Annotated in this window: 22 protein-coding genes and 1 pseudogene; 12 read left to right on the forward strand and 11 right to left on the reverse strand. The window is 60.4% G+C overall.

Annotated elements, in window-relative coordinates; all coding sequences use genetic code 11:
- Positions 1–103: 103 nt before the first annotated feature.
- On the forward strand, positions 104–808 hold the full coding sequence (locus QU606_RS33135; RefSeq protein WP_370531132.1) for a methyl-accepting chemotaxis protein: 705 nt from the start codon (positions 104–106) through the stop codon (positions 806–808).
- A gap of 124 nt (positions 809–932) precedes the next feature.
- On the opposite strand, the gene QU606_RS29305 is transcribed toward QU606_RS33135, so the two are convergent.
- Positions 933–1,496, reverse strand: coding sequence for an NAD(P)H nitroreductase (locus QU606_RS29305; RefSeq protein ID WP_024077202.1), 564 nt, complete (start codon positions 1,494–1,496; stop codon positions 933–935).
- 139 nt (positions 1,497–1,635) lie between these two features.
- Between QU606_RS29305 and QU606_RS29310 the strand changes: the two genes are divergently transcribed.
- The 5 genes and pseudogenes from QU606_RS29310 to QU606_RS29330 all read left to right on the forward strand — a co-directional run.
- Positions 1,636–3,063 carry a di-heme oxidoredictase family protein gene (locus QU606_RS29310; protein ID WP_024077203.1) on the forward strand — a complete coding sequence of 476 codons (1,428 nt, stop codon included), beginning with the start codon at positions 1,636–1,638 and terminating at the stop codon, positions 3,061–3,063.
- Between the two features lie 31 nt (positions 3,064–3,094).
- Positions 3,095–4,159: an imelysin family protein gene (locus QU606_RS29315; RefSeq protein ID WP_069076908.1), complete on the forward strand. Its 1,065-nt coding sequence runs from the start codon at positions 3,095–3,097 to the stop codon at positions 4,157–4,159.
- Between the two features lie 2 nt (positions 4,160–4,161).
- Positions 4,162–5,259 carry a DUF1513 domain-containing protein gene (locus QU606_RS29320; protein ID WP_304997890.1) on the forward strand — a complete coding sequence of 366 codons (1,098 nt, stop codon included), beginning with the start codon at positions 4,162–4,164 and terminating at the stop codon, positions 5,257–5,259.
- Positions 5,260–5,451: 192 nt separating this feature from the next.
- Positions 5,452–6,597 (forward strand): efflux RND transporter periplasmic adaptor subunit, encoded by a 1,146-nt coding sequence (locus QU606_RS29325; RefSeq protein WP_304997891.1) that lies wholly within the window; start codon positions 5,452–5,454, stop codon positions 6,595–6,597.
- Positions 6,594–9,611 (forward strand): annotated as a pseudogene (locus QU606_RS29330) (multidrug efflux RND transporter permease subunit); the annotation flags it as partial. The gene QU606_RS29325 and the pseudogene QU606_RS29330, both read left to right, overlap by 4 nt.
- Before the next feature lie 640 nt (positions 9,612–10,251).
- Here the strand turns inward: QU606_RS29330 and QU606_RS29335 are convergent.
- From QU606_RS29335 to colR, 5 genes are all read right to left on the reverse strand, one after another.
- Positions 10,252–10,479, reverse strand: a complete 228-nt coding sequence (locus tag QU606_RS29335; RefSeq protein WP_024077208.1) for a hypothetical protein — start codon at positions 10,477–10,479, stop codon at positions 10,252–10,254.
- Positions 10,476–11,195 (reverse strand): lipopolysaccharide kinase InaA family protein, encoded by a 720-nt coding sequence (locus tag QU606_RS29340; RefSeq protein WP_304997892.1) that lies wholly within the window; start codon positions 11,193–11,195, stop codon positions 10,476–10,478. Before QU606_RS29340 ends, QU606_RS29335 begins: the two co-directional genes overlap by 4 nt.
- Before the next feature lie 4 nt (positions 11,196–11,199).
- A complete protein-coding gene (locus QU606_RS29345) occupies positions 11,200–11,880 on the reverse strand; it encodes a class I SAM-dependent methyltransferase (RefSeq protein WP_024077210.1) in 681 nt (226 codons plus the stop codon).
- A gap of 188 nt (positions 11,881–12,068) precedes the next feature.
- Positions 12,069–13,349, reverse strand: a complete 1,281-nt coding sequence (locus QU606_RS29350; protein WP_024077211.1) for a HAMP domain-containing sensor histidine kinase — start codon at positions 13,347–13,349, stop codon at positions 12,069–12,071.
- Positions 13,339–14,022, reverse strand: coding sequence for a two-component system response regulator ColR (colR, locus tag QU606_RS29355; RefSeq protein WP_016975511.1), 684 nt, complete (start codon positions 14,020–14,022; stop codon positions 13,339–13,341). Before colR ends, QU606_RS29350 begins: the two co-directional genes overlap by 11 nt.
- Positions 14,023–14,223: 201 nt before the next feature.
- On the opposite strand from colR, the gene QU606_RS29360 reads away from it, so the two are divergent.
- On the forward strand, positions 14,224–16,173 hold the full coding sequence (locus QU606_RS29360; protein ID WP_304997893.1) for an LTA synthase family protein: 1,950 nt from the start codon (positions 14,224–14,226) through the stop codon (positions 16,171–16,173).
- A 48-nt stretch (positions 16,174–16,221) separates the two neighbouring features.
- Positions 16,222–16,959: a phosphatase PAP2 family protein gene (locus tag QU606_RS29365; protein WP_024077213.1), complete on the forward strand. Its 738-nt coding sequence runs from the start codon at positions 16,222–16,224 to the stop codon at positions 16,957–16,959.
- 99 nt (positions 16,960–17,058) lie between these two features.
- On the opposite strand, the gene groL is transcribed toward QU606_RS29365, so the two are convergent.
- From groL to QU606_RS29390, 5 genes are all read right to left on the reverse strand, one after another.
- The gene (groL, locus tag QU606_RS29370) at positions 17,059–18,705 is read right to left on the reverse strand and encodes a chaperonin GroEL (RefSeq protein ID WP_024077214.1); all 1,647 of its coding nucleotides are present in this window, start codon (positions 18,703–18,705) and stop codon (positions 17,059–17,061) included.
- A 50-nt stretch (positions 18,706–18,755) separates the two neighbouring features.
- Positions 18,756–19,052: a co-chaperone GroES gene (gene groES, locus QU606_RS29375; RefSeq protein WP_003175874.1), complete on the reverse strand. Its 297-nt coding sequence runs from the start codon at positions 19,050–19,052 to the stop codon at positions 18,756–18,758.
- A gap of 246 nt (positions 19,053–19,298) precedes the next feature.
- Positions 19,299–19,775: an FxsA family protein gene (locus tag QU606_RS29380; RefSeq protein WP_024077215.1), complete on the reverse strand. Its 477-nt coding sequence runs from the start codon at positions 19,773–19,775 to the stop codon at positions 19,299–19,301.
- Positions 19,776–19,842: 67 nt separating this feature from the next.
- Entirely contained in the window at positions 19,843–20,574 is a 732-nt protein-coding gene (locus QU606_RS29385) for a HugZ family protein (RefSeq protein WP_024077216.1), read from the reverse strand.
- Positions 20,575–20,688: 114 nt separating this feature from the next.
- Positions 20,689–21,696, reverse strand: coding sequence for a DUF481 domain-containing protein (locus QU606_RS29390; RefSeq protein WP_304997894.1), 1,008 nt, complete (start codon positions 21,694–21,696; stop codon positions 20,689–20,691).
- A gap of 194 nt (positions 21,697–21,890) precedes the next feature.
- Between QU606_RS29390 and QU606_RS29395 the strand changes: the two genes are divergently transcribed.
- The 4 genes from QU606_RS29395 (at position 21,891) to QU606_RS29410 (ending at position 26,676) form a co-directional block, all read left to right on the forward strand.
- A complete protein-coding gene (locus QU606_RS29395; RefSeq protein WP_206379640.1) occupies positions 21,891–22,205 on the forward strand; it encodes an MGMT family protein in 315 nt (104 codons plus the stop codon).
- Between the two features lie 43 nt (positions 22,206–22,248).
- Positions 22,249–23,781: an AmpG family muropeptide MFS transporter gene (locus tag QU606_RS29400; RefSeq protein ID WP_024077219.1), complete on the forward strand. Its 1,533-nt coding sequence runs from the start codon at positions 22,249–22,251 to the stop codon at positions 23,779–23,781.
- 205 nt (positions 23,782–23,986) lie between these two features.
- On the forward strand, positions 23,987–25,702 hold the full coding sequence (locus tag QU606_RS29405) for a proline--tRNA ligase (RefSeq protein ID WP_024077220.1): 1,716 nt from the start codon (positions 23,987–23,989) through the stop codon (positions 25,700–25,702).
- A gap of 20 nt (positions 25,703–25,722) precedes the next feature.
- Positions 25,723–26,676, forward strand: coding sequence for a hypothetical protein (locus QU606_RS29410; RefSeq protein ID WP_024077221.1), 954 nt, complete (start codon positions 25,723–25,725; stop codon positions 26,674–26,676).
- Positions 26,677–26,782: the final 106 nt, after the last annotated feature.

Raw genomic sequence — 26,782 nt, forward strand, 5'->3', positions numbered from 1 at the left:
GCGCGGCACGGCTGACCAGTCCTCGGCCATTGCACGCCAGACCAGCGAAGGCATGCAGGTGCAATTCCGCGAAATCGACCAAGTGGCCACCGCCTCCAACGAAATGAGCGCCACCGCCCATGACGTCGCCAACAGCGCCTCGAATGCCGCCAGTGCCGCACGCGGGGCGGACCAGTCGGCGCGTGAAGGCATGTCGATCATCGAGCAAAGTACCCGCGACATCACCACCCTCGCTGAAGAAGTCAGCAAAGCCGTGAGCGAAGTCGAAGCCCTGGCCGTCAACAGCGAGCAGATCGGTTCCGTACTGGAAGTGATCCGCAGCATTGCCGAACAGACCAACCTGCTGGCCTTGAACGCCGCGATTGAAGCCGCACGTGCCGGGGAAAGCGGGCGAGGGTTTGCGGTGGTAGCCGATGAAGTGCGCAACCTGGCCAAACGCACCCAGGACTCGGTCGAGGAAATCCGCCTGGTGATCGAACGCATCCAGAGCGGCACCCGAGGAGTGGTGGCGACCATGCACTCCAGCCAGCACCAGGCCCAGAGCAACGCCGGGCAGATCCATCAGGCAGTGCAGGCCCTGGGCAAGATCAGCGACGCAGTGACGGTAATCAGCGACATGAACCTGCAAATCGCCAGCGCCGCCGAGCAGCAGAGCGCGGTGGCCGAAGAGGTCAATCGCAACGTCTCGGCGATCCGCAGCGTGACCGAGACCCTGACCGAACAGGCCACCGAGTCGGCGGCGGTCAGCAGCCAACTCAACGCATTGGCCAGCCAGCAGATGAAGTTGATGGATCAGTTCAGGGTTTAAAAAACACAACAGGACCCATGTGGGAGGGGGCTTGCCCCCGATGGCTGAGTGTCAGTCAACTTATCTATAAATGACACACCGCTATCGGGGGCAAGCCCCCTCCCACATTTGGATCACACTTGCCTTAAAGACCGGTCCAGGCGCTGACAAACTGCGTCAGGTCTTCTTTAGCTGCCGTACGCGGCGGATTCTGCGGTGTACCCAAATAGAGGAAGCCAATCACTTCCTCATCCGCCGTCAGCCCCAGGCCCTTGGCCACGTGGGCCGAGTACGACAACTCACCCGTGCGCCACACCGCACCAATCCCCTGGGCATAGGCCGCCAGCAGAATGCCGTGGGCTGCACAAGCCGCCGCCAGCAACTGCTCCGATTTCGGCACCTTGAAGTGTTCCTGCAGGCGAGCAATCACCACCACCACCAGCGGCGCGCGCAACGGGCCATTCTGGGCCTTGTCGATCAGCGCTTGCGGTGCGTCGGGGTCCTGCAGGCGCGCGGCTTCGGCCAGCAACGTGCCCATCTGCTCACGGGCCGCGCCTTCGACGGTCAGGAAACGCCAAGGGCGCAACTGGCCATGGTCGGGCGCACGCATGGCGGCGGCGAACAGCACATCGCGCTGCTCCTGGGTCGGTGCAGGCTCCAGCAAGCGCGGCACGGAAACACGGTTGAGCAAAGCGTCGAGAGCCTGCATTGGCCACCTCCAGAAAAAATGTGCGGTCATTCTAACGGGAATGAATCGGGATGCCATCAAACGATAATTGCTCTTATTCAAACTGCCCCGCCCTGTTAGACTTTGCGACCTGATTTTCAGCCTTCGTCCGGGAAACTCGATGTTCCGTCCGCTATTCCGCCTGTCTGCCGCATTAATGGCCTTGAGCCTGACCGCGTGCGACGACGCCCCGCACTTCACCCAGGCCGAGCCCGGTGAAGCACGAGCCGGCGGCGCGACGACGGTGAACAAACGCGACCAGAACGCGTTCTCCCTGCCCTCGGCCAACCTGGCGCCGACCCGTCGCCTGGATTTCAGCGTCGGCAACAGTTTCTTCCGCAGCCCCTGGGTGATCGCGCCCTCCACCACCACCGCGCGCGATGGCCTGGGCCCGCTGTTCAATACCAACGCCTGCCAGAACTGCCATATCAAGGACGGCCGTGGCCACCCACCGTTGCCCGATGCGCCGAATGCGGTGTCGATGCTGGTGCGCCTGTCGATCCCGGATACGCCGCCTTACGCCAAGGTGATCGAGCAGCTCGGCGTCGTGCCCGAGCCGGTCTACGGCGGGCAATTGCAGGATATGGCCGTGCCGGGGGTGGTGCCGGAAGGCAAGGTGCGGGTCGACTACACGCCGGTCAATGTGACGTTCAAGGACGGTACCGTGGTCGAGTTGCGCAAGCCGGACCTGCGCATCACCCAGCTCGGCTACGGGCCGATGCACCCCGATACGCGTGTTTCCGCGCGTATCGCCCCGCCGATGATCGGCCTGGGGTTGCTCGAAGCCATCCCTGATGCGGATATCCTGCGCAACACCGACCCGAAGACCGCCGCCAAAGGCGCCATCGTCGGCCGGGCCAATTGGGTCTGGGACGATGCCCAGCGCAAGACCGTCCTCGGGCGTTTCGGCTGGAAAGCCGGGCAACCCAATCTCAATCAACAAAATGTTCACGCATTTTCCGGTGATATGGGCCTCACGACCTCCCTGAGGCCCTTCGATGACTGCACCGACGCCCAAGTGGCTTGCAAACAGGCGCCCAACGGCAACGGCCCCGATGGCGAACCCGAAGTCAGCGACAATATCCTGCGCCTGGTGCTGTTCTACACCCGCAACCTTGCCGTGCCCGCACGCCGCGACGTCAATGCGCCGCAAGTCCTGGCCGGGAAAAACCTGTTTTACCAGGCCGGTTGCCAGGGCTGTCATGCTCCGGCCTTCACCACGGCGGCCAACGCCGCCGAACCTGAACTGGCCAACCAGGTGATCCGCCCCTACAGCGACCTGCTGTTGCACGACATGGGCGAAGGCCTGGCCGATCACCGTACCGAATTCAAGGCCAGCGGCCGCGACTGGCGCACCCCGCCGTTGTGGGGCATAGGCCTGACGCAAACCGTCAGTGGCCACACCCAGTTCTTGCATGACGGCCGCGCCCGCAACCTGCTGGAGGCCGTGCTCTGGCACGGCGGTGAAGCACAGGCGGCGCAGCAGCATGTGTTGTCCTTCAATGCCGAACAGCGCGCTGCGTTGCTGGCGTTCCTGAACTCTTTATAAGCGTCACCCCCATTACAGAAGGGAGCTCGACATGTTCCGTCCCAAGTTGTTGTTCACCAGCCTGGCCGCCCTCGCCCTCGGCGCCTGCTCGCCTCAAGACCCGCAAGCCGTGACCTCAGCGGCGATCGCCAAGCAAGTGATCCTGCCAACGTATAGCCGCTGGGTCGAAGCCGACCGTCAACTGGCCGTCAGCGCCCTGGCCTACTGCCAAGGCAAAGAAAGCCTGGATACCGCGCGCGCCGACTTCCTTCACGCGCAAAAGGCCTGGGCCGAGTTGCAACCGCTGCTGATCGGCCCACTGGCCGAGGGCAACCGTTCGTGGCAGGTGCAGTTCTGGCCAGACAAGAAAAACCTGGTGGGCCGCCAGGTCGAGCAACTGGTCAGCGCCCAGCCACAGATCGATGCGGCCACCCTGGCCAAGTCCAGCGTAGTGGTGCAGGGCCTGTCGGCCTATGAATACATCCTCTACGACGCCAAGACCGACCTCGCCGACGACGCGCAGAAAGCCCGTTACTGCCCGCTGCTGGTGGCGATTGGCGAGCGCCAGAAAGCCCTGGCCGAAGAGATCCTGGCGAGCTGGAACAGCACCGACGGCATGCTCGCGCAGATGAGCAAGTTTCCGAACCAGCGCTATGCCGACTCCCACGAAGCCATCGCCGACCTGTTGCGTGCGCAGGTTACCGCCCTGGACACCCTGAAGAAAAAACTTGGCACGCCGATGGGCCGCCAGACCAAGGGCATTGCGCAACCGTTCCAGGCCGATATGTGGCGCAGCCAATCCTCCCTGCAAAGCCTGGAAGCCAGCCTGGCGGCCGCCCAGACCGTATGGGTCGGGGTCGACAACAAGGGCCTGCGTGGCCTGTTGCCGTCAGCGCAGAAGCCCTTGGCCGACAAGATCGACGCCGCCTATGCCGCCGCCCTGAAACTGTTCGCCAGCAACCAGCGCACGCTGAACGAACTGTTGGCCGATGATGCCGGCCGCCAGCAGCTTAACGATATCTATGACAGCCTCAACGTTGTCCACCGCCTGCACGAAGGCGAACTGGCCAAGGCGCTGGGCATCCAACTGGGCTTCAACGCCAACGACGGTGACTGATGATGCTCAGGCGACAAGCTTTGGCGATGGGTAGCCTGCTGCTCAGCGCAGTGACGTTGGGTGGCTGGACGTTGTTCAAGCAGAAGGACAAGGGCCCACTGCTACTGTCGGCACGCGATGATGCAGACGGCAAGCATTACGCCGTGGGCTATCGCCTGGACGGCCAGCGGGTGTTTGCCACCCAGGTCGGCCAGCGCTGCCACGACATCATCAACCACCCGACGCTGCCGATAGCGCTGTTCGTCGCCCGCCGCCCGGGCACCGAGAGTTACCTGATCGACCTGCGCGACGGCGCGCTGCTGCAGACTGTCACCTCCCATGCCAATCGCCACTTCTATGGCCATGCGGTGATCCACAAGAGCGGCGACTGGTTGTACGCCACCGAGAACGACACGTCCGACCCCGGCCGTGGCCTGCTCGGTGTCTACAGGTTCGAAGGCGAGCGCCTGGTGCACAGCGGTGAGCTATCCACCCACGGTATCGGCCCGCACCAGGTGTCGTGGATGCCCGACGGCGAAACCCTGGTCGTTGCCAACGGCGGCATTCGCACCGAAGCCGAAAGCCGCGTGGAGATGAACCTCAATGCCATGGAACCGAGCCTGGTGCTGATGCAGCGCGACGGTACGCTGATCAGCAAGGAAACCCTCGGGCAGACGATGAACAGCGTGCGCCATATGGGCATCGCCGGTGATGGCACCGTCCTTACCGGGCAACAGTTCATGGGGCCGTCCCAGGAGCGTTCCGAGTTGCTGGCGATCAAGCGCCCAGGGCAACCGTTCGTGGCGTTTCCAGTGGCGGATGAACAGTTGCAGGCAATGGGTCATTACACCGCCAGCGTCGCGGTGCACAGTGAGTTGCGCCTGGTGGCATTGACCGCCCCACGGGGTAACCGCTTCTTTATCTGGGACATCGACAGCGCTGAACTGCGCCTGGACGCTCCGTTGCCGGACTGCGCCGGTGTCGGGCCGGTGGCGGATGGGTTTGTCGTCACGTCAGGCCAAGGCCGTTGCCGCTTTTACGATTGCCGCCAGAAAGAGTTGCTAGCAAAACCGTTGGAGTTGCCGGCTGGGCTCTGGGATAACCATCTCCACCTGATCTGACGCCGCTCTCGGCAGAGTGCTCACATACCCGCTGGCGGCACTGCCTGGCGGGTATATTCCTACAAGAAGCAGAAAGGCTTCCTTCCTCTGATAGCTATATGCCCTTCATCCAAAGGGGATTTTTCGGCTTACCCGCCCCTACGGCCCTAATAACAATCGACGCCTTCGTCATTGTTACCCAAGGAGCCATCTATGCCTGGCCGCCGCATGCTCGCGATGCTTGGTGTCGTTCTCGTCGTGGTATCGATGCTAGCGGGCTACAAAGCGTTCTGGATCAACCAACAACTGGCACGTCTGAATGCCCCCAAGCCGCCCGCCAGCGTATCGGTGGCGCCGGTCGTCACGCAGCTCTGGCAGCGCCAACTGCCGGCGGCTGGCAGTCTCAAAGCGCTTAAGGGAATCGATCTGAGTATCGAAGTGCCTGGTGTCGTCACGCAGGTGCATTTCGAGTCCGGACAAGCCGTTACAGCCGGGCAATCCTTGTTGCAATTGGAAAACCAGATGGAGACGGCCCAGCGGGATATCGCCCTGGCAAACCGTAGCCTGGCCCGACAGAATTTCGAGCGCGGCCAGATGCTGGTGGACAGTCAGGCGATCTCAAAAGGTGAGTTTGATCGGCTCTCCTCCGAGTTCAATCGACACAATGCGCTGGTCAAGCAGTACACCGCAGCGCTGGAAAAGAAACATATCACCGCCCCTTTCAGTGGCACCATCGGCATTCGCCAGGTCAATATCGGCGACTACCTGCAAAGCACGGCAGTGATCGCAAGCCTGCAAGACACCAGCAGCCTTTACGTCGACTTCCACGTACCCGAGCAAGCGGTCCAGTTCATTGAAGTCGGCCAATCAGTACAGGTTGAAGTGTCTGCGCGCCCCGGGCAGCACACCCTTGGCCTGGTCAGCGCCATCAACCCCATCGTCGATGACAGTACCCGGAATGTCAGGGTCCGGGCGACCCTGCCCAACCCGCACAACCGTTTACTGCCGGGCATGTTCGCCAGTTTGCAGGTGCAACTGGCACAGCCAACGCCGCAGGTCGTCGTTCCTGAGGAGTCAATCAGCTATAGCCCTGCTGGCCAGTATGTCTATGTTGTATCGCCACACGAGGCTGCCCCTGAAACCGCCGGTACGGTACTGACCGCCGAACAACGCCCGGTAGAGACCGGCGAGCGGCGCAATGGCCAGGTGATCATCACCAGGGGGCTGGCGCCCGGTGAACAGGTGGTCACGGCGGGCCAACTCAAGCTCAAACATGGCGCCCCCGTCATCGTCAGCGCCGACAGGAACCTGTCGCCGCACGCGCCGCTCTTCTCTGGCGACAACGGTGCCGCACCATGAGATTTACCGATCTGTTTATTCGCCGCCCGGTACTCGCCATGGTGGTCAGCCTGTTGATCCTGTTGCTGGGGCTGCAGGCCTACCACCAATTACCCCTGCGCCAATACCCGCAAATGGAAAATGCCCAGATCACCGTGACGACCCTGTACCCGGGAGCCAACGCCGAAACTATTCAGAGCCTTGTCACGCAGCCACTTCAGAAAAGCCTGGCAGGCGCTGAAGGCATCGACTACATGAAGTCCACGAGCCGCCAGAATGTCTCGGTGATTACTCTGCACAGCCGTACCGGCGCCGACAGCGATCGCTTGTTTACCGAGTTGCTGGCCAAGATCAACGAAGTGCGCAACCAACTGCCCCGCGAGGCGCAAGACCCGGTACTGAGCAAAGTCGCGACGGATACGACCGCCTTGATGTACCTGAGCTTCTCCAGCAATACGATGAGTAGCGCCCAAGTCGCCGACTACCTGCAACGGGTGGTACAACCCCGACTGTCGACGCTGCCCGGCATGGCAGACGCAGAAATCATCGGCAATCAAACCCGCGCCATGCGCCTGTGGCTGGACCCCATCAGGCTCGCCGGCTTCGGCTTGAGCGCCAGCGATGTGAGCCAGGCCGTCAATAGCTACAACGTGCAGTCGACAGCCGGTGAGGTCACGGGTGCCTATGTCGTCACCGGCGTCCATGCCAATACGCTGCTGCGCACGGCCGAGGATTTCGAGGCGATCACCTTGAAAAGTACGAATGACAGCCAGGTTCGCCTCGGTGACGTGGCACGGGTGGAGATCGGGGCGGAAAACTACAACAGTTTCAGTTCATTCAATGGCATGCCTGCCACCTATATCAGCATCAAGCCTGCACCGGACGCCAACCCTCTTGAGCTCGGCGAGCAGGTGCGTGAGTTCATTCTCGCGCTGCAATCACAGCTGCCGCCCGATCTGGCGGCCGATATTGCCTTTGACTCCACGCAGTTTATCCAAGCCTCCCTCGACGAAGTCGTGACCACGCTGCTGGAGGCCGTACTGATCGTGGTGATCGTGGTGTTCCTGTTCCTGGGCACACTGCGCTCGGTGATTATTCCCATCGTCACCATCCCCTTATCCTTGATCGGGGTGATGTTTTTCATGCAACTGATGGGCTACTCCATCAACGGCCTGACACTGTTGGCCATGGTCTTGGCCATCGGGCTGGTGGTGGATGACGCCATTGTGGTGATGGAAAACATTCATCGGCACATTGAAAATGGCTGGTCCCCCTTCAAGGCCGCGATCATAGGGGCTCGGGAAGTATGCGCCCCGGTCATCGCCATGACGATTACGCTCGCGGCGGTCTATGCCCCCATCGGTTTTTTGCAGGGGCTGACGGGCTCGCTGTTCAAGGAGTTTGCCTTGACCCTGGCCGGGGCCGTGGTGATATCCGGCATCGTGGCACTGACCCTGTCACCGATGATGTGCGCACTGTTGCTACGCAAGGGGAAGCCTTCCCAAGGGTTCGCACTGACGCTGGATCGCATTTTCGAACGCCTGAAACAGCGTTATCTACGCCTCCTGCAAGAGGTGCTGAATGCACGCCCGGTTGTACTGGTGTTCGCTCTGATCGTTATGCTCCTGATCCCGGCGATGCTCATGTTCACGCCTTCACAGCTGGCGCCGGATGAGGACAAAGGCGTTGTCTTTATGCTCACCCAAGCGCCGCAAGCCTCCAACCTCGCCTATTTGAACGCCCACACCAAGGACTTCACGTCGCTGTTCGAGACACTCGCCGAGTATCAGGGGTCGTTCCAGATCAACGGCCTGAACGGCGCGCAATCGGGCATCGGCGGCTTCCTGCTCAAACCCTGGGGGGAACGTGAGCGTACTTCGATGCAGATACTGGAACAGTTGCGCGAGAAACTGGACAGCATTCCCGGCCTTCAGGTACTTGCCTTCAACCTACCCGCCCTACCGGGCACCGGTGAAGGCCTGCCCTTCGGTTTCGTGATCAGTACGCCCGGCGATCATCAGTCACTGCTCGATGTAGCGGAACGGGTCAAACAACGCGCCATCGACTCAGGAAAATTCGCTTACGTCGACATCGACCTGGCCTTCGACCGGCCAGAAGTCGTGATCGACATTGACCGAAACAAGGCGTCACAGATGGGTGTTTCGATGCAAGACCTGGGGCTGACCTTGTCGACACTGCTGGCGGAGACAGAAATCAACCGATTCAGCATGGATGGCCGTCATTACAAAGTGATTGCCCAGGTCGAACAAGCGTTCCGAAACACGCCAGACTGGCTGAACCACTACTACGTCAAAAACGCCAAAGGACAGTTGCTGCCCCTGTCCACGCTGATCACGGTGTCCGAACAGAAAGCACGACCACGCCAGCTCAATCAGTTCCAACAAATGAACTCAGTACTGATCGCGGGTTTCCCGATTGTCAGCATGGGCGACGCCATCGACACCCTGCGCGACATTGCGCAAGAGGAAGCCCCACCCGGTTTTACCTTTGACTACAGCAACGCCACGCGTCAGTTCGTTCAGGAAGGTGGCGCGTTATGGGGCAGCTTTGGCCTGGCACTGGCAATCATCGGCCTGGTACTGGCCGCCCAGTTTGAGAGCTTTCGCGACCCACTGGTGATCCTGGTCAGCGTACCGTTGTCGGTCTGCGGGGCGTTGGTCGCCCTGTTCCTGGGATGGTCGAGCCTGAACATCTATACACAGATAGGCTTGGTCACGCTGATTGGCCTGATCAGCAAACATGGAATCCTGATCGTCGAATTCGCCAACCAGTTGCGCCGAGAGCAGGGGTTAACGATTCGCGAAGCTGTCGAACAAGCCGCCGCGACGCGTCTGCGTCCGATTCTGATGACCACCCTCGCCACCGTCCTGGGCGTCGTGCCGTTGATCCTGGCCAGCGGTGCCGGGGCGGTCAGCCGATTCGATATCGGCTTGGTGATTGCCACCGGCATGTCCGTGGGCACCCTGTTCACCTTATTTGTACTGCCCTGCATCTACACCCTGCTGGCAAAACCCGGAATGCTACCCGGCAGTATCTTGCCGCTGCCGGTGTATCCCTCACCCTTCGGAGGCTACGGCCGGCTTGAGATCCTTCCTCAAGCGCCGCCGCTACTCGGCCATGCGCTGCCGGCCCCCCTGCCAGGCCTGTCAACATTGCCAGCGCCCCCCCCTGGGAAAGACGGAGTAACGTTTCGATTCGTCGGCCCCAATCCGTCCAAGGAACCGGAAGGTGCCATGCCGCCGCAGGTTGATCGTAGGGGGTGTGGTGCGGCTGATCGCCCTGCCACGGGCGGATTACACGGCCTTTTCTATCTACCTGCTGATCCCGGTCTGTTCCAGGCCCAAACCGCCAGAGAGTGTCGTCGTGGCGATGGCCGTCGCGCAGCCCAGGCAACCACGCTGACCATCAGTGAGTACACGGAAGGCCTTGAAGGGCGTGAACCTGAGTCTGGTGATTGCGCAGGCAATCAAGGATATGCAGCTCGAGTCCGGGCAGATAGTGAAGAGCCGCCAACCGCGGGTACCACTCGATAGCGCCGTCGAAAGCACCGCCACAGCCAAGCTGGTTGTGCTTCGCGCGACGCGCCATGCCTGGGGCACACCCCAAAAAAAAGGGCCTCGCATCGCAAGGCCCTTTCCGGGGGTTTCAATCGTTTCAACTTTGCGGCCTCATCCCTTGAGACATTCCAAACATAAACAGCAGTAACTCGTGGTCAGGCTTGACCGCCACACTCGCCTTGGCGACGCGCGGCAACAGGCATTGCCCGCCGCTTTGCACCGCGCTGAGTACTTGTGTGCGAGGTTGTTCCCAGGCGACCAGGGCCAAGGCTGCAATGCCCAATGCCCCCACCAAGAACAGACCTCGTGCTATTTCTAGCTTCATTTGGTTAAACCCTTGATAGCGCTGCCAAACGCCGTCTCGTAAAAGTAGCTGAGTTTTTCCCAGTCGCTATCGCTCCACGACGAATGGCGGCGCAATTGCAGCATATCGTGGGACGCCGCCCGATAGGCGGTCAGGCGCTGGCGACACTTTTCAAAATCCAGCAATGCCACTTCCACGGTGGCCGCGTCGCCTTCGCCGGTGACCCGCGCAAAAATGTGCTTGATGTACAGGCAACCATGTTGCCAGCGCCCCTTGTGCATACGCGCCAGGGTAGTCGCGACTTCCTTGAGCAGGCGCTCATGGACTACTTCGCCGTACTGTTCACGGCCACCGGCGGCGTACCACTTTTCGATTTCATCGAAGCCATCCAGCGAAGCGGTCACCAACAATGCCTTCCATTGGTGCTCCGGATCACGACGTGCCTCGCAGAACACCATTTCCGGTACGCGCACATTCAGCAAGCGCAGGCCCTTGAGGGCATCGCGCTCGCGCAACACGGTGGGACGTCCAAAAGGATGCAGCCAACTGCGGTAGATATGCCCGGTCTGACGTTTGCTGTAGAGCAAGCGCCCATTGGGGCCCACCACCCGCTGCACACCACTTTCACCACCGCGCCGACGATTGGGCTCTTCGACCCATTCGCCCTGCTGGCGCCAGAAATAATCAAATCGCTCTTCGGGAGCTACGTGACTGCCTGCTACGCACTCAACTGCCATCCTGTTACCTCTTGCGCAATACGTACACCCGCCACATGGCGTAGAGCGGGATGAAGTCCAGGGATTCCTGAACACGGAAACCGGCCTGCTCAAACTCTGCCTCAACAGTAGCAGCCGGTAACACAAATCGGTTTTGGTAACCTTCCTGCTCACCTTTCTTACGACGTTTTACTTCGGCACGCTTACGTTTCCAGGCCTTGAAGTTGCCATCCACCCACAGCGAGATGATCACGCTGTCGCGGGTTACACGCTGAAATTCGCGCAGTATCGCCAGCCTGTGCTCAGGATCACCAATGTGATGCATCAAGCGCATACAGAAGATGCTATCGACCGAGTTATCGGGTAAATCGATATCGAAGGCAGATGTCTGCAAGGGTCGTACCCGTTTGACCACGTCCGCCGGTTGCGCGTGCATCGCAACCTTCAACATCGACTCCGAATTGTCGGCACCGATAATCACGCGGTTGGGTTTTTCGGCCAGCAGCGGCCAGAAGCGCCCAGCCCCGCAAGGCAAGTCCAGAACCAGCCCCGGTTCACCGGCCATGGCCAGTGCGCCGCGCGCCAATTGCTCGTCACGTTTGTGGGACAACCGGCGAGCCAAATTGTCCTGATGCTTGAGCAAATAATTCTGCGCGTGCTGATCGTCGTATTTTTCAGAAAATTCGAGCTTGATCGGGGTAGGCATCGCTGATCTCCAGTTACTGATGCCTACAACCTTAGGCAGCTAACTGTGATCAACAGGTCAACCAAGTGTGAAAAACTTGTCCTGTCCAATCTCATACATTTCAAGATTTTACAGATACAGTCAGTAGCACGGGGCCATCTTCGCCGAACAGCGGGGAATCTGCCGCAGCATAGCGGCAGGATGGGCGGTCAAGGTTTGACCTGGCTCAACTCGACATGAAAGCGGCAACCGTTGGGTTCCATGGTGCTCAGGCTGACGCTCCAGCCCTGGTTCTCACAGATGCGCTGCACCAGGGACAAGCCCAGGCCAAGGCCTTCGCCGCGCTTCTCGCTGCCACGCACAAAAGGTTCGAACATCGCCTCGCGCTTGTCTTCGGGAATGCCGACACCGGAATCCTCCACCACGAAACCACTGGGCTCCAGCGTGAGGCGGATAAAGCCCCGTTCGGTGTAATGCAGGGCGTTGCGCAACAGGTTGCCCATCACCGCGTGCAGGAAGGTGGTGTTGTAGCGGGTGTCCAGGGGGTTGCCCGGTTGATAGATCAACTCCAGCCCCTTTTGCTCGATAGGTTCGCGCCAGATGCCCAGCAAATCGTCCGCCACCTGGGTGAGGGTCACCCGCGGCGACATGGTGGCATCGTTGTGCTGGGCGCGTGCCAGCATCAGGAAGGTCTGGACCAGCTCGCGCATTTCTTCACAGGCCCGTGCGATGCGCAGCACCTGGTTACGGCCGCGCTGGTCGATGGCCGGGTTTTCCAACAGCAGTTCGCAGGAACTGGCCAGTACCATCAAGGGTGTGCGCAACTCGTGGCTGACATCGCTGGTGAACAACTGCTCACGGGACAATGCCTGGCGCAGACGGCCCAACGTGGCATCAAAGGCCACTGCCAACTCGCCCACTTCATCGGCGGCATAATCCGGCGCCAAGGGCGGCGCCAGGCCGAGCAACTGGTCGCGATGGCGAACCTGGCGCGCCAGTCGCACCACCGGGGCCATGACCTTGCGGGCCAACACCCAGCCGAGGAAGACTGCCAGTGCCAGGCTGAGCACGAAGCCCACCAGCACCACGGCAAACAACACGCGCTCACGTTCCTCGAAGTCACTCTGGTCTTGCAGCAGCACATAGCGCCGGCCATCCACCACTTCGACCATGGCGTGATACGACAGCGCCTCGCGGAACACTTCATGGAACCCCGGCTCCAGGTGCCGCAGGTCCTTGGGTAGCTCAAAGTCCCCGCGCCCGCCGCTGAAATAGAACAGCTGGTCCGGCTCGGGTCGGTGGCTCCAGTCTTCGACGCTGTCCATCAGCAGCAGGCGCTGCAGATCGCCGCCCAGGCCAGCCGATATCAGCTTCTCTTCCACCAGGTGCACCGTCGCGACGATGCCCATGGCGAAGGCCCCCGCTACCAATGCGCTCATCAAGGCAAAGGCGATGATGATGCGCTGGGCAAGGCTCTGCTTAAACTCCATCACGACCCTCGGCCAGGCGGTAACCCACGCCGTGCACGGTTTGCAGCAATGGCTTGGCGAACGGTTTATCGATCACCTGGCGCAACTGGTGGACGTGACTGCGCAGGCTGTCACTGTCCGGGCAATCGTCGCCCCACAGCGCTTCTTCGAGAATTTCCCGACGCAGCACGTGAGGGCTTTTCTGCATCAATACCGCCAGCAGCTTCAGGCCCACCGGGTTGAGTTTGAGCAGGCGCCCTTCGCGGGTGACTTCCAGGGTATCGAGGTCGTAATGCAAGTCGGCCACCTGCAGGGCCCGCCGCCCACCACCCTGGGCACGGCGCAGCACGGCTTCAATGCGGGCAGCCAGCTCCGACAGGGCGAACGGCTTGAGCAGATAGTCATCGGCGCCGGACTTGAAGCCCTGCAGCCGGTCATCCAGCTGGTCACGGGCGGTGAGCATGATCACCGGCGTATCACGCCGCGCGTCTTCGCGCAGGCGTTTGCACAGGGTGTAGCCATCGATGCCAGGCAGCATGATGTCGAGCACGATCAGGTCGTAATGCTCGGTGGCGGCCAGGTGCAGGCCCGATAAACCGTCCTGCGCGCAGTCCACGGTGTAGCCCTTGAGGCCCAGGTAATCCGCCAGGTTGGCCAGAATATCGCGGTTGTCTTCAACCAATAAAATTCGCATGGGCAGTGTCTCCGTACTTTCGTGACGACCGTGTTGGCTCGCGCAGCTTAAGGCCAAGTGGGACGCAGGGATAGAGCTGAGGGGCGCGTCGATAAAGGTTTTCAACCGATTAAATAAACCAACGAGTTTTTCACTATAGCTTCACAAACTGACTACAGTGTCAGGCCGAAGATCGCCACCCATTGATATAAGGAAGATGACATGGGGTTTCTCAAAACAGCGCCTATGCGCTATCTGCTGCTGGTAACGGGTACCTGGCTGGTTATTTTCCTGCTCACACGCAGTGTGCTGCTCGTCACTCACCTGGATGAAGTCGGCGGCAATCTGCTGCCAGTGTTCGGCGTGGGTTTGCTGTACGACCTGGGTTTCCTGACCTACGCCGCCCTGCCCTTGGGCTTGTACCTGCTGCTGTGCCCACCGGCGCTGTGGCGTCGCCGCGGTCACCGTTGGTTCCTGCAAGCGGTGCTCACCATCAGCGTGTTTGCAATGCTGTTTACCTCAGTGGCCGAATGGCTGTTCTGGGATGAATTCGGCGTGCGCTTCAACTTTATCGCCGTCGACTACCTGGTGTATTCCAACGAGGTATTGAATAACCTGCTGGAGTCCTACCCGATCGGCAAGTTGCTCAGCTTGCTGGCAATGCTCGCCATCGTGCTGAGCCTGGCCTTGCGCAAACCGTTCAATGCCGCGCTGAACGCACCACTGCCGCCGATGCGTGGCCGCCTGCTGAATGCCCTGGCGTTGCTGGTCGTCGCCGGTCTGAGCCTGCAACTGATCAGCCAGGACAGCCCACGCGCCCAGGGCGGCAATGCCTACATGAACGAACTGGCGAGCAATGGCCCCTATCAGTTCTTCGCCGCGTTCCGTAACAACGAGCTGGATTACTCGCAGTTCTATAAAAGCCTGTCGACCGACGTGGTGGCCAAGCAATTGCGCGCCGAACTCAGCGAACCGAATGCCCGTTTTATCGGCCAGGACCCGCTGGATGTCCGCCGCGCCATCACCAACCCAGGCACGTTGCGCAAACCCAATATCGTGCTGGTGACCATTGAAAGCTTCAGCGCCAAGTACATGGGCAGCAATGGCGACGGGCGCAACCTTACGCCCAACCTCGATGCACTGCGCCAACAAAGCCTGTATTTCAATAACTTCTACGCCACCGGTACCCGCACCGACCGAGGCCTGGAGGCGATCACCCTGGCGATTCCACCGACGCCTGGGCGCTCTATCGTCAAGCGCATTGGCCGTGAAAGCGGTTTCGCCAGCCTGGGCCAGCAGCTCAGTGCCATCGGTTATGACAGCGTGTTTGTCTACGGCGGCCGTGGCTACTTCGACAACATGAACGCATTCTTCAGCGGCAACGGTTATCGCGTGGTCGACCAGAGCAGCGTACCCGAGTCGGAAATCTCCTTCAAAAACGCCTGGGGCATGGCGGACGAGGACCTCTACAAACAAACCTTGAAGCTGGCTGATGCCGACTACGCCAAGCAACAGCCGTTCTTGCTGCAACTGATGACCACTTCCAACCATCGCCCCTACACCTACCCGGACGGGCGCATCGATATCAAATCCGGCAATGGCCGCGACGGCGCAGTGAAGTACACCGACCACGCCATCGGCCAGTTCCTGGAAGCTGCACGCCAGAAACCCTGGTTCGATAACACCATCTTCGTGTTCGTCGCCGACCACACCGCCGGCAGCGCGGGCAAGGAAGACCTGCCCATCACCAACTACCAGATTCCGCTGTTCATCTATGCACCCAAGCTGATCGACGCCCGGGAAAACGCGCAACTGGCCAGCCAGATCGACCTCGCGCCAACCCTGCTGGGCCTGATCAACCTGAGCTACGAGTCAACCTTCTTCGGCCGTAACCTGTTGCAAGACAACCCATTGCCACCTCGGGTAGTGGTCGGCAACTACCAGCACCTGGGGTTATTCGACGGCAAGGACCTGGCGATCCTCAGCCCACGCCAGGGCCTGCGCCGCCACGACCAGGCCCTGGGTGAGAGCCAGGAACTGCGGGTCGGCAGTGATGATCCGCTGATCCAGCGCGCGATTACCTACTACCAGGCCGCGAGCTACGGTTTCAAACAACAGTTGCTGGGCTGGAGGGCACCCAAGGACGAGGCCCCGGCACTGAGCACGCGCTAACCAAAACGTCCCGTACCGCTGAGTACGGGACTTTTTCCAGGGTTCACCATGCCATCCACCTCTGCAGTGCCGGTTTCCAAACCTCTCAATTTCTGGCTGTGCCTGGGCATCCCCGCCGTGGCTGCGCTCCTGATGCTGTTGCTGGAGCTGACATCGCTGGACATGGACCTCGCCAAGCGCTTCTACAACGCGGCGGACGGCGGCTTCATCGGCCGCTACAGCTTCTTCCTCGAAGACATCCTGCATGACCGCGCTAAACAGCTGGTGATCCTGTTTTCAGTGCTGGCAATTCTGGGGCTTATCGGCACGTTCATCCTGCAACGGCTCAAGCCGTACCGCCGCGAGCTGGTGTGCCTGGTGCTGTCCCTGGGCCTGGCCACCGCCTTCGTCTCGCCGTTGAAAACCATCACTGCCGTACAGTGCCCCTGGAGCCTCAAGGAATTCGGCGGCCAGGAAACCTATAGCGAACTGCTCAGCCCACGCCCACCCACCGACAAACCCGGGCGCTGCTGGCCGGGCGGTCATGCGGCTACCGGGTTTGCCCTGTTCGCCTGGTTCTTTGCACTACGGGATCGGCGGCCGCGGATGGCGCGCAAGGCGTTCATCTTTGCTGTTGCGCTGGGTAGCGTTTTTTCAGTGAGCCGCATGCTGCAAGGCGCGCACTTTTTTTCCCATAACGTATGGACGGCGATTTTCTGCTGGCTGATCTGCCTGGGGCTGTACTGCCTGTTGCTCTATCGGCCATCACGCGTTGAGGCGGCAAATACTCAGGCAGTGAATCCGTAGACCGGCTCATTCACTCAACCGCCGGCGTTTCCTGAGGGCCATAAAAAAACCCCGCCTGCATCGCTGCAGGCGGGGTTTTATTAGCCGGGTAAGGCTGGCTTACATCATGCCGCCCATGCCACCCATGCCGCCCATGTCTGGCATACCGCCGCCAGCCTGGCCTTCTTTCTTCGGTAGATCAGCGATCGCTGCTTCGGTGGTCAGGATCAGACCGCCGATGGAGGATGCCGCTTGCAGCGCGGAACGAGTCACCTTGGTAGGGTCCAGGATGCCCATTTCGATCATGTCGCCATAGACGCCAGTCGCAGCGTTGTAACCGTAGTTACCTTTGCCGTTCTTGACTTCGTTGACCACTACGCTTGGCTCGTCGCCGGAGTTCGCAGCGATCTGACGCAGCGGTGCTTCAACAGCACGACGCAGCACAGCGATACCGACGTTCTGGTCAGCGTTGTCGCCGGTCAGGTCAGTCAGGGCTTCCAGAGCACGGATCAGCGCAACGCCACCGCCAGGTACCACGCCTTCTTCAACGGCTGCGCGAGTTGCGTGCAGGGCGTCTTCAACGCGGGCTTTCTTCTCTTTCATTTCAACTTCGGAACCCGCGCCAACCTTGATCACTGCAACGCCGCCGGACAGCTTGGCCAGACGCTCTTGCAGTTTTTCACGGTCGTAGTCGGAGGAAGTTTCGGCCACCTGGGCGCGGATCTGAGTGATACGCGACTGGATGTCCTGGTCTACGCCAGCACCGTCAACGATGATGGTGTTTTCCTTGGAGATGGTCACGCGCTTGGCGCTACCCAGGTTTTCCAGAGTGGCGCTTTCCAGGCTCAGGCCGATCTCTTCGGAGATAACGGTACCGCCGGTCAGGACGGCGATGTCCTGCAGCATGGCCTTGCGACGGTCGCCGAAGCCTGGAGCCTTGACGGCTGCAACTTTGACGATGCCACGCATGTTGTTTACAACCAGCGTCGCCAGGGCTTCGCCTTCAACGTCTTCGGAAACGATCAGCAGTGGGCGGCCAGCTTTGGCAACGGCTTCCAGCACTGGCAGCATTTCGCGGATGTTGGAGATTTTCTTGTCGACCAGCAGGATCAGCGGGCTGTCCAGCTCGGCAACCATGGTTTCTGGCTTGTTGACGAAGTACGGGGACAGGTAGCCACGGTCGAACTGCATGCCTTCAACAACCGACAGTTCGTTTTCCAGGCCAGTGCCTTCTTCAACGGTGATCACGCCTTCTTTACCGACTTTTTCCATGGCTTCGGCAATGATGTCGCCGATGGAGCTGTCGGAGTTGGCGGAGATGGTGCCTACCTGAGCGATAGCCTTGGTGTCAGCGCAAGGCTTGGACAGTTTTTTCAGCTCGGCGACGATAGCGATGGTCGCCTTGTCGATGCCGCGCTTGAGGTCCATCGGGTTCATGCCGGCAGCGACGGCCTTGTAGCCTTCGTTGACGATTGCCTGAGCCAGAACGGTGGCGGTAGTGGTGCCGTCGCCTGCGTCATCGTTGGCACGGGAGGCAACGTCTTTGACCAGCTGCGCGCCCATGTTTTCGAAACGGTCTTCCAGTTCGATTTCTTTAGCGACGGAAACGCCGTCCTTGGTGATGGTCGGAGCGCCGAAGCTCTTCTCGATGATCACGTTACGGCCTTTCGGGCCCAGGGTCGCTTTTACTGCGTCAGACAGGACGTTGACACCAACGAGCATTTTCTTGCGGGCGGAATCGCCGAATTTAACTTCTTTAGCAGCCATGATCGATATTCCTTAAATACTTTGTAGTAACGGGAAAATGAGCGGGGAAATCAGTCTTCCAGAACGGCGAGAATCTCGTTCTCAGCCATAACCAGAAGGTCTTCGCCGTCGACTTTCACAGTGTTGCTGCCGGAGTAAGGGCCGAATACGACTTTGTCACCGACTTTAACGGCCAGCGCACGTACGTCACCGTTTTCCAGAGTCTTGCCTGGGCCTGCAGCGACGATCACACCGTGGTTGGCTTTTTCAGCAGCCGAACCTGGCAGAACGATACCGCCAGCGGTTTTCTTTTCTTCTTCGCTGCGACGGATAACGACGCGGTCGTGCAGAGGACGAAGCTTGCTCATTGTCGATCTCTCCTAATTGTGTTTTTCATCGGCCGGTGTCAGTACCGGCAGGTTAAATCCGGCGGTGCCGGTCGCGGTTCGCTGGGCGAAACGCGGAAGTCTGTCTGGTGTCGCCACCAGAAACCTTGCGGTGACCGTTACATAAGGGCGCATCAGCTGATTACAAGGGGCGTGGAATGAATTTTTTTGCGTTTGCCAGTCCAGAAAAGCAACACGGCACCCGAAGGTGCCGTGTCGGTGAAGCGGTTATTTGCTGTCGCGATGCTCGAACTCGCCTTCGATCACATCACCTTCGCGCCCCAACGGCTGGCGTGGAGCCGGGCCGCCACGGGGTTGCAGGTCGTCGGCAAACGCGCGCTGGCGAATCGCAGCCTCTTCGGCGCGCTGGCGCATCTTGCCGGCCAGCAGCTTGCGGGTGAAGGGCAGCAACATGACCAGGCCGACCACATCGCTGATAAAGCCCGGCAGGATCAATAGGCCACCGGCCAAGGCCATCATCAGCCCTTCGAGCATGGTCTGGGCCGGCAATTCACCACGATTCAGGCTTTCACGGGCACGCAGCGCTGTGGCCAGGCCGGCGACGCGCAGTACCAGTACGCCGAGCATCGAGCCGAGAATGATCAGCAGCAGAGCCGGGAAAAACCCGATCGCACCGCTGACTTGAACGAATACGAACAGCTCCAACACCGGGAACAGCAGAAAGAGCAATAAAAAAGGGCGCATCAAATTGTTTCCTCAACGCAAGAATGCCTTGCCAGTCCACCTTAGATGACGTCGCCATTTCGTGAATTCAAGCTTCAGCGCTGGCTTTTTTCGGCCAGACCTCGGCGTGAGCCAATAAAACCAAGGCCTCGCGCACTTGTGTCGGCGTGTTGCAAGGCTCGGCAAAGGGCAACCAGTGCAGGGCATGGCCGATACGCAGGTGCATGCCCTCGCTGTCGATGCCGGCCAGTTGCGCAGGCTCGTGGTTCGGCAGGCCGGCCAGTTCGACGTAATGCGCGATAGCCTTGGCGTGATCGCTGTTCATGTGCTCGATCATGCTGCGCTCGGCCGCACCAAAGAACGGATTGGCCAAGGTCAGTTGGTCGACCCAGTGAATCGCGCCAAACCCGCCGATATAACGATGGCGTACCGGCTTGAGGACCCAGAAGTCGAAATCGTGGGCCTTATGGTAGTTGGCCGACTCGGGGAAGTAGCGGTAATAGCGTTCGGCCGCCGCTTCAATCGCAGCGCCCTCCTCCAGCTTCTCGGCTTCGGCCAGGCAGGTCAGGCGCCCCACCGCCTGCACATCATCCGCTTCGCGCTCGCCGACCAGCAGCGAACACTTGGGATCTTTCTGCAGGTTATGGGTGTGCTGGGCAATCCGGCTGATCAGGATCAGCGGCCGGCCTTCTGAGTCCAGGCAATAGGGCACCACCGAACCAAAGGGAAAACCGGGCATGGCCTTGGACAATGTGGAGAGAGCCCCACGGTATTCCTTGAGCAACAGCTCTCGGGCGTTCTTGGCAACGTGCGCGCTCAACGTATGACTCCTCGGGTATTCGGCCGCCCTGGCCTATGGGAATGGATCTCAACCCAAGGTAATCAATATCCGCACAGGTTGCCAGCGGCACCCCGGCGGGCGGGTTCAAGCTGATTACCAGGCGACGCCAAAGCCTGCGGTGTAGCGGGTCTTGCTCAAGCTGCTTTCCGACTCGCCGCTGATAATGTCGCGTTCAGCCTTGAGGTTGAGCGAGGCCCACTCGGTGACTTTGTAGCGCAGGCCCATTTCCGCATCGAGGGAATATTCGGCCGGGCCGCCGATGGGCTTGCCGACTTCGCCGTTGGTGAAGAACTCGACCGTCTTGCCGACCAGATAGCGGTTGTAGTTCCACTTCATGGCCAGGGAATAGAAGTTGTCCTTGCCGCCATCGGAGTATTCGTAATCGGTGCGGTTGACCAGCGACCCCAGCGAGAACGCCCCCAGCTCATCATCCCAGAACTGGTAGCCCGGGCCGGTGCCCACGGTGCGTTGACGGGACAGGTCTTCAACCTTGTCGCGCTTGTAGGTCAGACGCCCCTGCCAGAACCAGTGCTCGGTCAGGAAGCGGTCGAGGTCGTACTCCAGGGCCCAGTTGTCGGTGGTGGTGACGTCGTCCTGGAACTCGCGGTTGTATTCGCCCTGCCCCGTGTGGCGCCATTGACCATGGCGCGCGATGGTCTTGAAGTCGATGTCGTAGTCATTGGTGTCTTTCTCGGCACGCCTGTAGTCCAGTGCCATGTCGACATTGCCTTTCCATACCAGGTCTTCGATCACCGGCTTGGGCTTGATGATCTGCTGGATGCTCGCCAGTTCGACGGTCTTGGGCGCCTCGCCATTGGCCAGCACCACCTTGCCGTCATCGGCGGCCTTTAACGATTTAGCTTTCTCGCCGGTATAGGCATCCTGCTTGACCAGCAACTCCTGGTCACTCTCCAGGGTTTTCACCTGCTTCCAGTCCACCGGGATCGCGCCCGCGTAGTCAGTCTGGATCAGCAGCTTGCCACCGTCGAAGACTTTGATCTTGCCAGTCAGGCGGTCACCGTTCTTCAACCAGACGGTATCAGCCAGCAAGGGCGCGGAAGCGCTGAGAACAGCAAGGCACAGCAGGGTTCTGGGCAACATAAGCGATTAAGGAGCTCAAGATTGGCGAAAAAGGACGATTATCGTATTAGATAGCTACGACTGACTCGGGGATCTATATTGAGTTCAATACTCATCCGCATACTTATCAGACGCTTCTTACAAAACGACCCAGGATCCGAACGGATATACCCCCAGTGAACCCACCCAATGAAACCCCGCAAAGCCCCGCCGAGATGCGCCGCACCGCGCTTTACCTGACACTGGCGCAAGTACCCGAAGGTTGTGTGGTGAGCTACGGTGAACTGGCCCACCTCGCCGGGTTGGGGCGTGCGGCACGCTGGGTCGGACGCACGCTCAGCCAGTTGCCGCAGGACACTCGCCTGCCCTGGCACCGGGTGCTGGGTGCCGGCGGTCGGATAAGCCTGCCAGTGGGCAGTGCCTCAGGCGACGAGCAACGTGCGCGTTTGCGCAGCGAAGGTGTCACTATCCTGAACAATCGCGTGGATATTCAGCGTCATGGCTGGCGCCCGGTAGAGCACAGCGGTTAGAGTGCGCGCTTTGTTTCCGTGAATCTGAGGCAGACTCCAGCCCATGCCCCGTAAAACCTGGCGCGCCGCGCTCGCCGCCTATGCCAGCCCCTCGACGTTAGTGCTGTTGTTGCTCGGCTTTGCCGCCGGCTTGCCTTACATGTTGGTGTTCTCGACGCTTTCAGTATGGTTGCGCGAGGCCGGTGTGGCCCGCGAGACCATCGGCTATGCGAGCCTGATCGGTTTGGCGTATGCCTTCAAATGGGTGTGGTCGCCGCTGCTCGACCAATGGCGCCTGCCGCTGCTCGGCAAACTCGGACGTCGTCGTTCCTGGCTGGTACTGGCCCAGTCGCTGGTGATCCTCGGATTGATCGGCATGGGGTTCTGCGACCCGCAGAAACACCTGTCCTGGCTGATTGCCATTGCGGTCGTGGTCGCCTTTGCATCGGCCACCCAGGATATCGCGGTCGACGCCTATCGCCTGGAAATCGCCGATGACAGCCGCCAGGCAGCCCTGGCGGCCAGCTATATGTCCGGTTATCGCATTGCCGCCCTGCTGGCCACGGCGGGTGCGCTGTTCTTCGCCGAAGGCTTCGGCTCCACCGGTTTCAACTATAAGCACTCGGCGTGGACCGGCACCTATGTCCTGTTCGGTGTGCTGATGATCCCGGCGCTGCTGACCACCCTGTTCATGCGCGAACCCAATGTGCCATTGCGCACCCAGTTGCAGGCGGGGCGCTACAGTTTCGTGCATCAATTGGTGTCGGTGTTCGTGCTGATCGTGCTGCTGGTGTCGGTACCGGCCATGTTCACCCAGCTGTACAACACCGATTTCGCCAGCGTGCTGTTTCACGGCGTGAGCCTGTGGGAATTGCTGATGGAAGACCGCGCCTTCCTGCGCGCCATCCTGTACATCACCCTCACCGCGTTGTGCCTGTCGGCCATGGGCCGTCGCGGCCTGGCGCCGGTGCTGACGCCGGTCAACGACTTTATCCTGCGCTACCGCTGGCAAGCGTTGCTGCTGCTCGGGCTGATCGCCACCTACCGCATGTCCGACACGGTGATGGGCGTAATGGCCAACGTGTTCTACATCGACCAGGGCTTTACCAAGGACCAGATCGCCGGGGTCAGCAAGATCTTCGGCCTGATCATGACCCTGCTCGGCGCCGGCATGGGCGGCCTGCTGATCGTGCGCTTCGGTATCCTGCCGATCCTGTTTATCGGCGGCGTCGCCTCGGCCGGTACCAACCTGCTGTTCGTGATGCTCGCCGACATGGGCCCGGACCTGCAGATGCTGATCTTCACCATCTCGCTGGATAACTTCAGCTCGGGCCTGGCCACCTCGGCGTTTGTCGCCTACCTGTCGAGCCTGACCAACCTCAAGTTCTCCGCCACCCAATATGCGTTGCTCAGCTCGATCATGCTGTTGCTGCCACGCCTGATTGGCGGCTATTCGGGGGTGATGGTAGAGAAGTTCGGCTATCACAACTTCTTCCTGATCACCTGCGTGCTGGGTGTACCGACGCTGCTGCTGATTGCGCTGCACTGGTACCAGGAGAATCGGCGCATTCGGTTGAGCCCGCCCGCCGAAGACTGACAGAGCCACCCCCTGCAGGAGCGAGCTGGCTCGCGAAGAAGTCACAGACACCGCGTTTATCCCGGTTTCCCGCGTCATCGTTGACGATCTTCGCGAGCCAGCTCGCTCCTACAGGCAGCCCAACATTCTGATGCCTGTACGGCGGCAGTTTGCGCCCGTACAATCCCAAGTCATTTCAAGTTCAAGCAACCGACAACGGCCTACCATGCGTACCAGTCAATATTTGCTCGCCACACAGAAAGAAACGCCTTCCGATGCGGTCGTGATCAGCCATCAGCTGATGCTGCGCGCCGGTATGATCCGCAAGCTGGCCTCCGGCCTGTACACCTGGCTGCCCATGGGCTTGAAGGTGATGCGCAAGGTCGAAGCGATCGTTCGCGAAGAAATGAACGCCGCCGGCTCTCTGGAAGTGTTGATGCCGAGCACCCAACCGGCCGAGTTGTGGCAGGAATCCGGGCGCTGGGAAGAGTACGGCCCTGAGTTGCTGCGCTTCAAGGATCGGCATGGCCGCGACTTTTGTGCGGGCCCGACCCACGAAGAAGTGATCACCGACCTGATGCGCAACGAGTTGAGCAGCTACAAGCAGCTGCCCCTCAACCTGTACCAGATCCAGACTAAATTCCGTGATGAAATCCGCCCACGCTTCGGCTTGATGCGTGGCCGCGAGTTCATCATGAAGGACGCGTATTCGTTCCACGCCGACCAGGCTTCCTTGCAGGTCACCTACGACCGCATGCATACCGCCTACTGCAACGTGTTTACGCGCCTGGGCCTGAAATTCCGCCCGGTTGAAGCGGACAACGGCTCCATCGGCGGCGCCGGCTCCCACGAGTTCCACGTACTGGCCGAGTCCGGCGAAGACGATATCGTGTTCAGCAACGGTTCCGACTACGCGGCGAACATCGAGAAAGCCGAAGCCGTGCCACGGGAAACGTCCCGTCCAGCCCCGGCAGAAGAGCTGCGCCTGGTCGACACCCCGGAGACCAAGACCATTGCGGCCCTGGTGGAAAAATTCAATCTGCCGATTGAAAAGACCATCAAGACCCTGATCGTGCATGCCGAAGAAAAAGGCAAGCTGATCGCCCTGGTCATCCGCGGCGACCACGAACTCAACGAAATCAAAGCCGCCCAGCAACCTGGCGTGGCCAGCCCGCTGGTCATGGCCTCCGATGCCGAACTGCGTGACGCCATTGGCGCCGGCGCCGGCTCCCTGGGCCCGCTGAACCTGCCACTGCCGATCATCATCGACCGTTCGGTCGAGCTGATGAGCGACTTCGGTATCGGCGCGAACATCGACGACAAGCACTACTTCGGCGTGAACTGGGAGCGCGACCTGCCAGTACCGACCGTGGCCGACCTGCGTAACGTGGTGGCCGGCGACCCAAGCCCGGATGGCAAGGGCACCCTGGAAATCAAACGCGGCATCGAAGTCGGGCATATCTTCCAGCTGGGTAACAAGTACAGCAAGGCGATGAAGTGCGAAGTGCTGGGCGAGAACGGCAAGCCGATCACCCTGGAGATGGGTTGCTACGGCATTGGCGTTTCGCGCGTGGTTGCCGCTGCGATCGAGCAGAATAACGACGAGAAAGGCATTATCTGGAGTGACGCCCTGGCGCCGTTCCAGGTGGCCCTGGTGCCGCTGCGCTATGAAACCGAGCAAGTCCGCGAAGCCACCGACAAACTGTATGCCGAACTGACGGCAGCCGGTTTTGAAGTGCTGCTGGACGACCGCGACAAGAAAACCAGCCCGGGCATCAAGTTCGCCGATATGGAACTGATTGGCATCCCGCACCGGATCGTGGTCAGTGACCGCGGCCTGGCCGATGGCAATCTCGAATACAAGAGCCGGACCGAAGCCGAAGCCCAACCGTTGCCGGTGGCTGACGTGCTGTCTTTCCTCCAGGCGCGTATTCGTCGCTGAAAACCAGATCAAGAGAAGTCATGTTCAAGCGAAACACCAGAGCCCTGGGGGGCGCCGCCTTGTGCGGCGCCCTGCTTGTCAGCGGCTGCGCCAACCAGATGTCGCAACGCAGTGAGCACGAGGAGCGGGTCGAGCGGAAATTGCTCGACCACAGCCTGCAGATCGATGTCGGCGAACCCAAAGTGCTGGAGCTGCCGCAACGCCGGGTTCGCATTCATGAGCAGAAGACCTTCGAGGTCACCGAGTTCGAAGTCACCCGTCGTTACGACCGCTACACCCCTTACCAACCCTGGCGCAAACTCTATGAGATGCCCTTGGGAGCAGTTGCCCTTGTGGCGGGCGCAGGCGCGAACGTGGCGAATATCTTTGCCCTGGGGCACTTGCCCACCAGCATGACCCATGACTGGCTGACCTACGGCGTGGACGGGCTCAACCCGTTCATGAACGTGCAATCCCATGGCCGTGCGCAACAGAACCTGGCGGGTATTGATGAAGTCCAGCGCGACAAGCGTGTGGAATATTCGAGCCTGCCCTGGAGCGAGCGTCCGGTACAGGTCACCGCCGGCCGGCAAGTGCATGAGCTGACCACCGACCGTAATGGCGTGCTGCGCCTGAACCTGTTGGACAGCCCGTTCGCCGAGCAGGACTTGAACCGCATCACGACCTTGAAGATCAGCGTGGAAGATGGCCAGGACGACGTGCATTCGGACTCGACCCTGGCGATCAGCAACACCCTGCGCGGCAAGCTGCTGGAAGCGCATGCCCTGATCTACGACGACCTGGAAGATGACGAAGTCAGCCAATGGGTGCATCGGGTCAAGCGCCTGTCGGAACTGGGGCTGGAAGAAGAAGCCAGCGAGCTGGAACAAAGCCTGATTGAACTGACCCGCAATGATCCGGAGTTGCAACAGGAATTCCTGCAAGCGCTGACCAAGGATGCGGGGCGCTTGGTGGCGGATCCCGGCGCACGCTGATACTTCGGAAACGCTTAGATCTAAATGTGTGAGGGCAAGCCCGAATGCCATTCAGTTAAGGCTTTTTTGTAGGAGCGAGCTTGCTCGCTCCTATAGAAGGCGATGT

Origin of the sequence: Pseudomonas sp. OVF7, assembly GCF_030644265.1 — a bacterium.
GTDB classification, from domain to species: Bacteria; Pseudomonadota; Gammaproteobacteria; order Pseudomonadales; family Pseudomonadaceae; genus Aquipseudomonas; species Aquipseudomonas gorinensis.

Bases quoted from the DNA above. Each gene is read 5' to 3' on its own strand.
- QU606_RS33135 (WP_370531132.1), top strand. From the start codon at position 104: ATGAGCGCCACCGCCCATGACGTCGCCAACAGCGCCTCGAATGCCGCC.
- QU606_RS29305 (WP_024077202.1), bottom strand. From the start codon at position 1,496: ATGCAGGCTCTCGACGCTTTGCTCAACCGTGTTTCCGTGCCGCGCTTG.
- QU606_RS29310 (WP_024077203.1), top strand. From the start codon at position 1,636: ATGTTCCGTCCGCTATTCCGCCTGTCTGCCGCATTAATGGCCTTGAGC.
- QU606_RS29315 (WP_069076908.1), top strand. From the start codon at position 3,095: ATGTTCCGTCCCAAGTTGTTGTTCACCAGCCTGGCCGCCCTCGCCCTC.
- QU606_RS29320 (WP_304997890.1), top strand. From the start codon at position 4,162: ATGCTCAGGCGACAAGCTTTGGCGATGGGTAGCCTGCTGCTCAGCGCA.
- QU606_RS29325 (WP_304997891.1), top strand. From the start codon at position 5,452: ATGCCTGGCCGCCGCATGCTCGCGATGCTTGGTGTCGTTCTCGTCGTG.
- QU606_RS29335 (WP_024077208.1), bottom strand. From the start codon at position 10,479: ATGAAGCTAGAAATAGCACGAGGTCTGTTCTTGGTGGGGGCATTGGGC.
- QU606_RS29340 (WP_304997892.1), bottom strand. From the start codon at position 11,195: ATGGCAGTTGAGTGCGTAGCAGGCAGTCACGTAGCTCCCGAAGAGCGA.
- QU606_RS29345 (WP_024077210.1), bottom strand. From the start codon at position 11,880: ATGCCTACCCCGATCAAGCTCGAATTTTCTGAAAAATACGACGATCAG.
- QU606_RS29350 (WP_024077211.1), bottom strand. From the start codon at position 13,349: ATGGAGTTTAAGCAGAGCCTTGCCCAGCGCATCATCATCGCCTTTGCC.
- colR (WP_016975511.1), bottom strand. From the start codon at position 14,022: ATGCGAATTTTATTGGTTGAAGACAACCGCGATATTCTGGCCAACCTG.
- QU606_RS29360 (WP_304997893.1), top strand. From the start codon at position 14,224: ATGGGGTTTCTCAAAACAGCGCCTATGCGCTATCTGCTGCTGGTAACG.
- QU606_RS29365 (WP_024077213.1), top strand. From the start codon at position 16,222: ATGCCATCCACCTCTGCAGTGCCGGTTTCCAAACCTCTCAATTTCTGG.
- groL (WP_024077214.1), bottom strand. From the start codon at position 18,705: ATGGCTGCTAAAGAAGTTAAATTCGGCGATTCCGCCCGCAAGAAAATG.
- groES (WP_003175874.1), bottom strand. From the start codon at position 19,052: ATGAGCAAGCTTCGTCCTCTGCACGACCGCGTCGTTATCCGTCGCAGC.
- QU606_RS29380 (WP_024077215.1), bottom strand. From the start codon at position 19,775: ATGCGCCCTTTTTTATTGCTCTTTCTGCTGTTCCCGGTGTTGGAGCTG.
- QU606_RS29390 (WP_304997894.1), bottom strand. From the start codon at position 21,696: ATGTTGCCCAGAACCCTGCTGTGCCTTGCTGTTCTCAGCGCTTCCGCG.
- QU606_RS29395 (WP_206379640.1), top strand. From the start codon at position 21,891: ATGCGCCGCACCGCGCTTTACCTGACACTGGCGCAAGTACCCGAAGGT.
- QU606_RS29400 (WP_024077219.1), top strand. From the start codon at position 22,249: ATGCCCCGTAAAACCTGGCGCGCCGCGCTCGCCGCCTATGCCAGCCCC.
- QU606_RS29405 (WP_024077220.1), top strand. From the start codon at position 23,987: ATGCGTACCAGTCAATATTTGCTCGCCACACAGAAAGAAACGCCTTCC.
- QU606_RS29410 (WP_024077221.1), top strand. From the start codon at position 25,723: ATGTTCAAGCGAAACACCAGAGCCCTGGGGGGCGCCGCCTTGTGCGGC.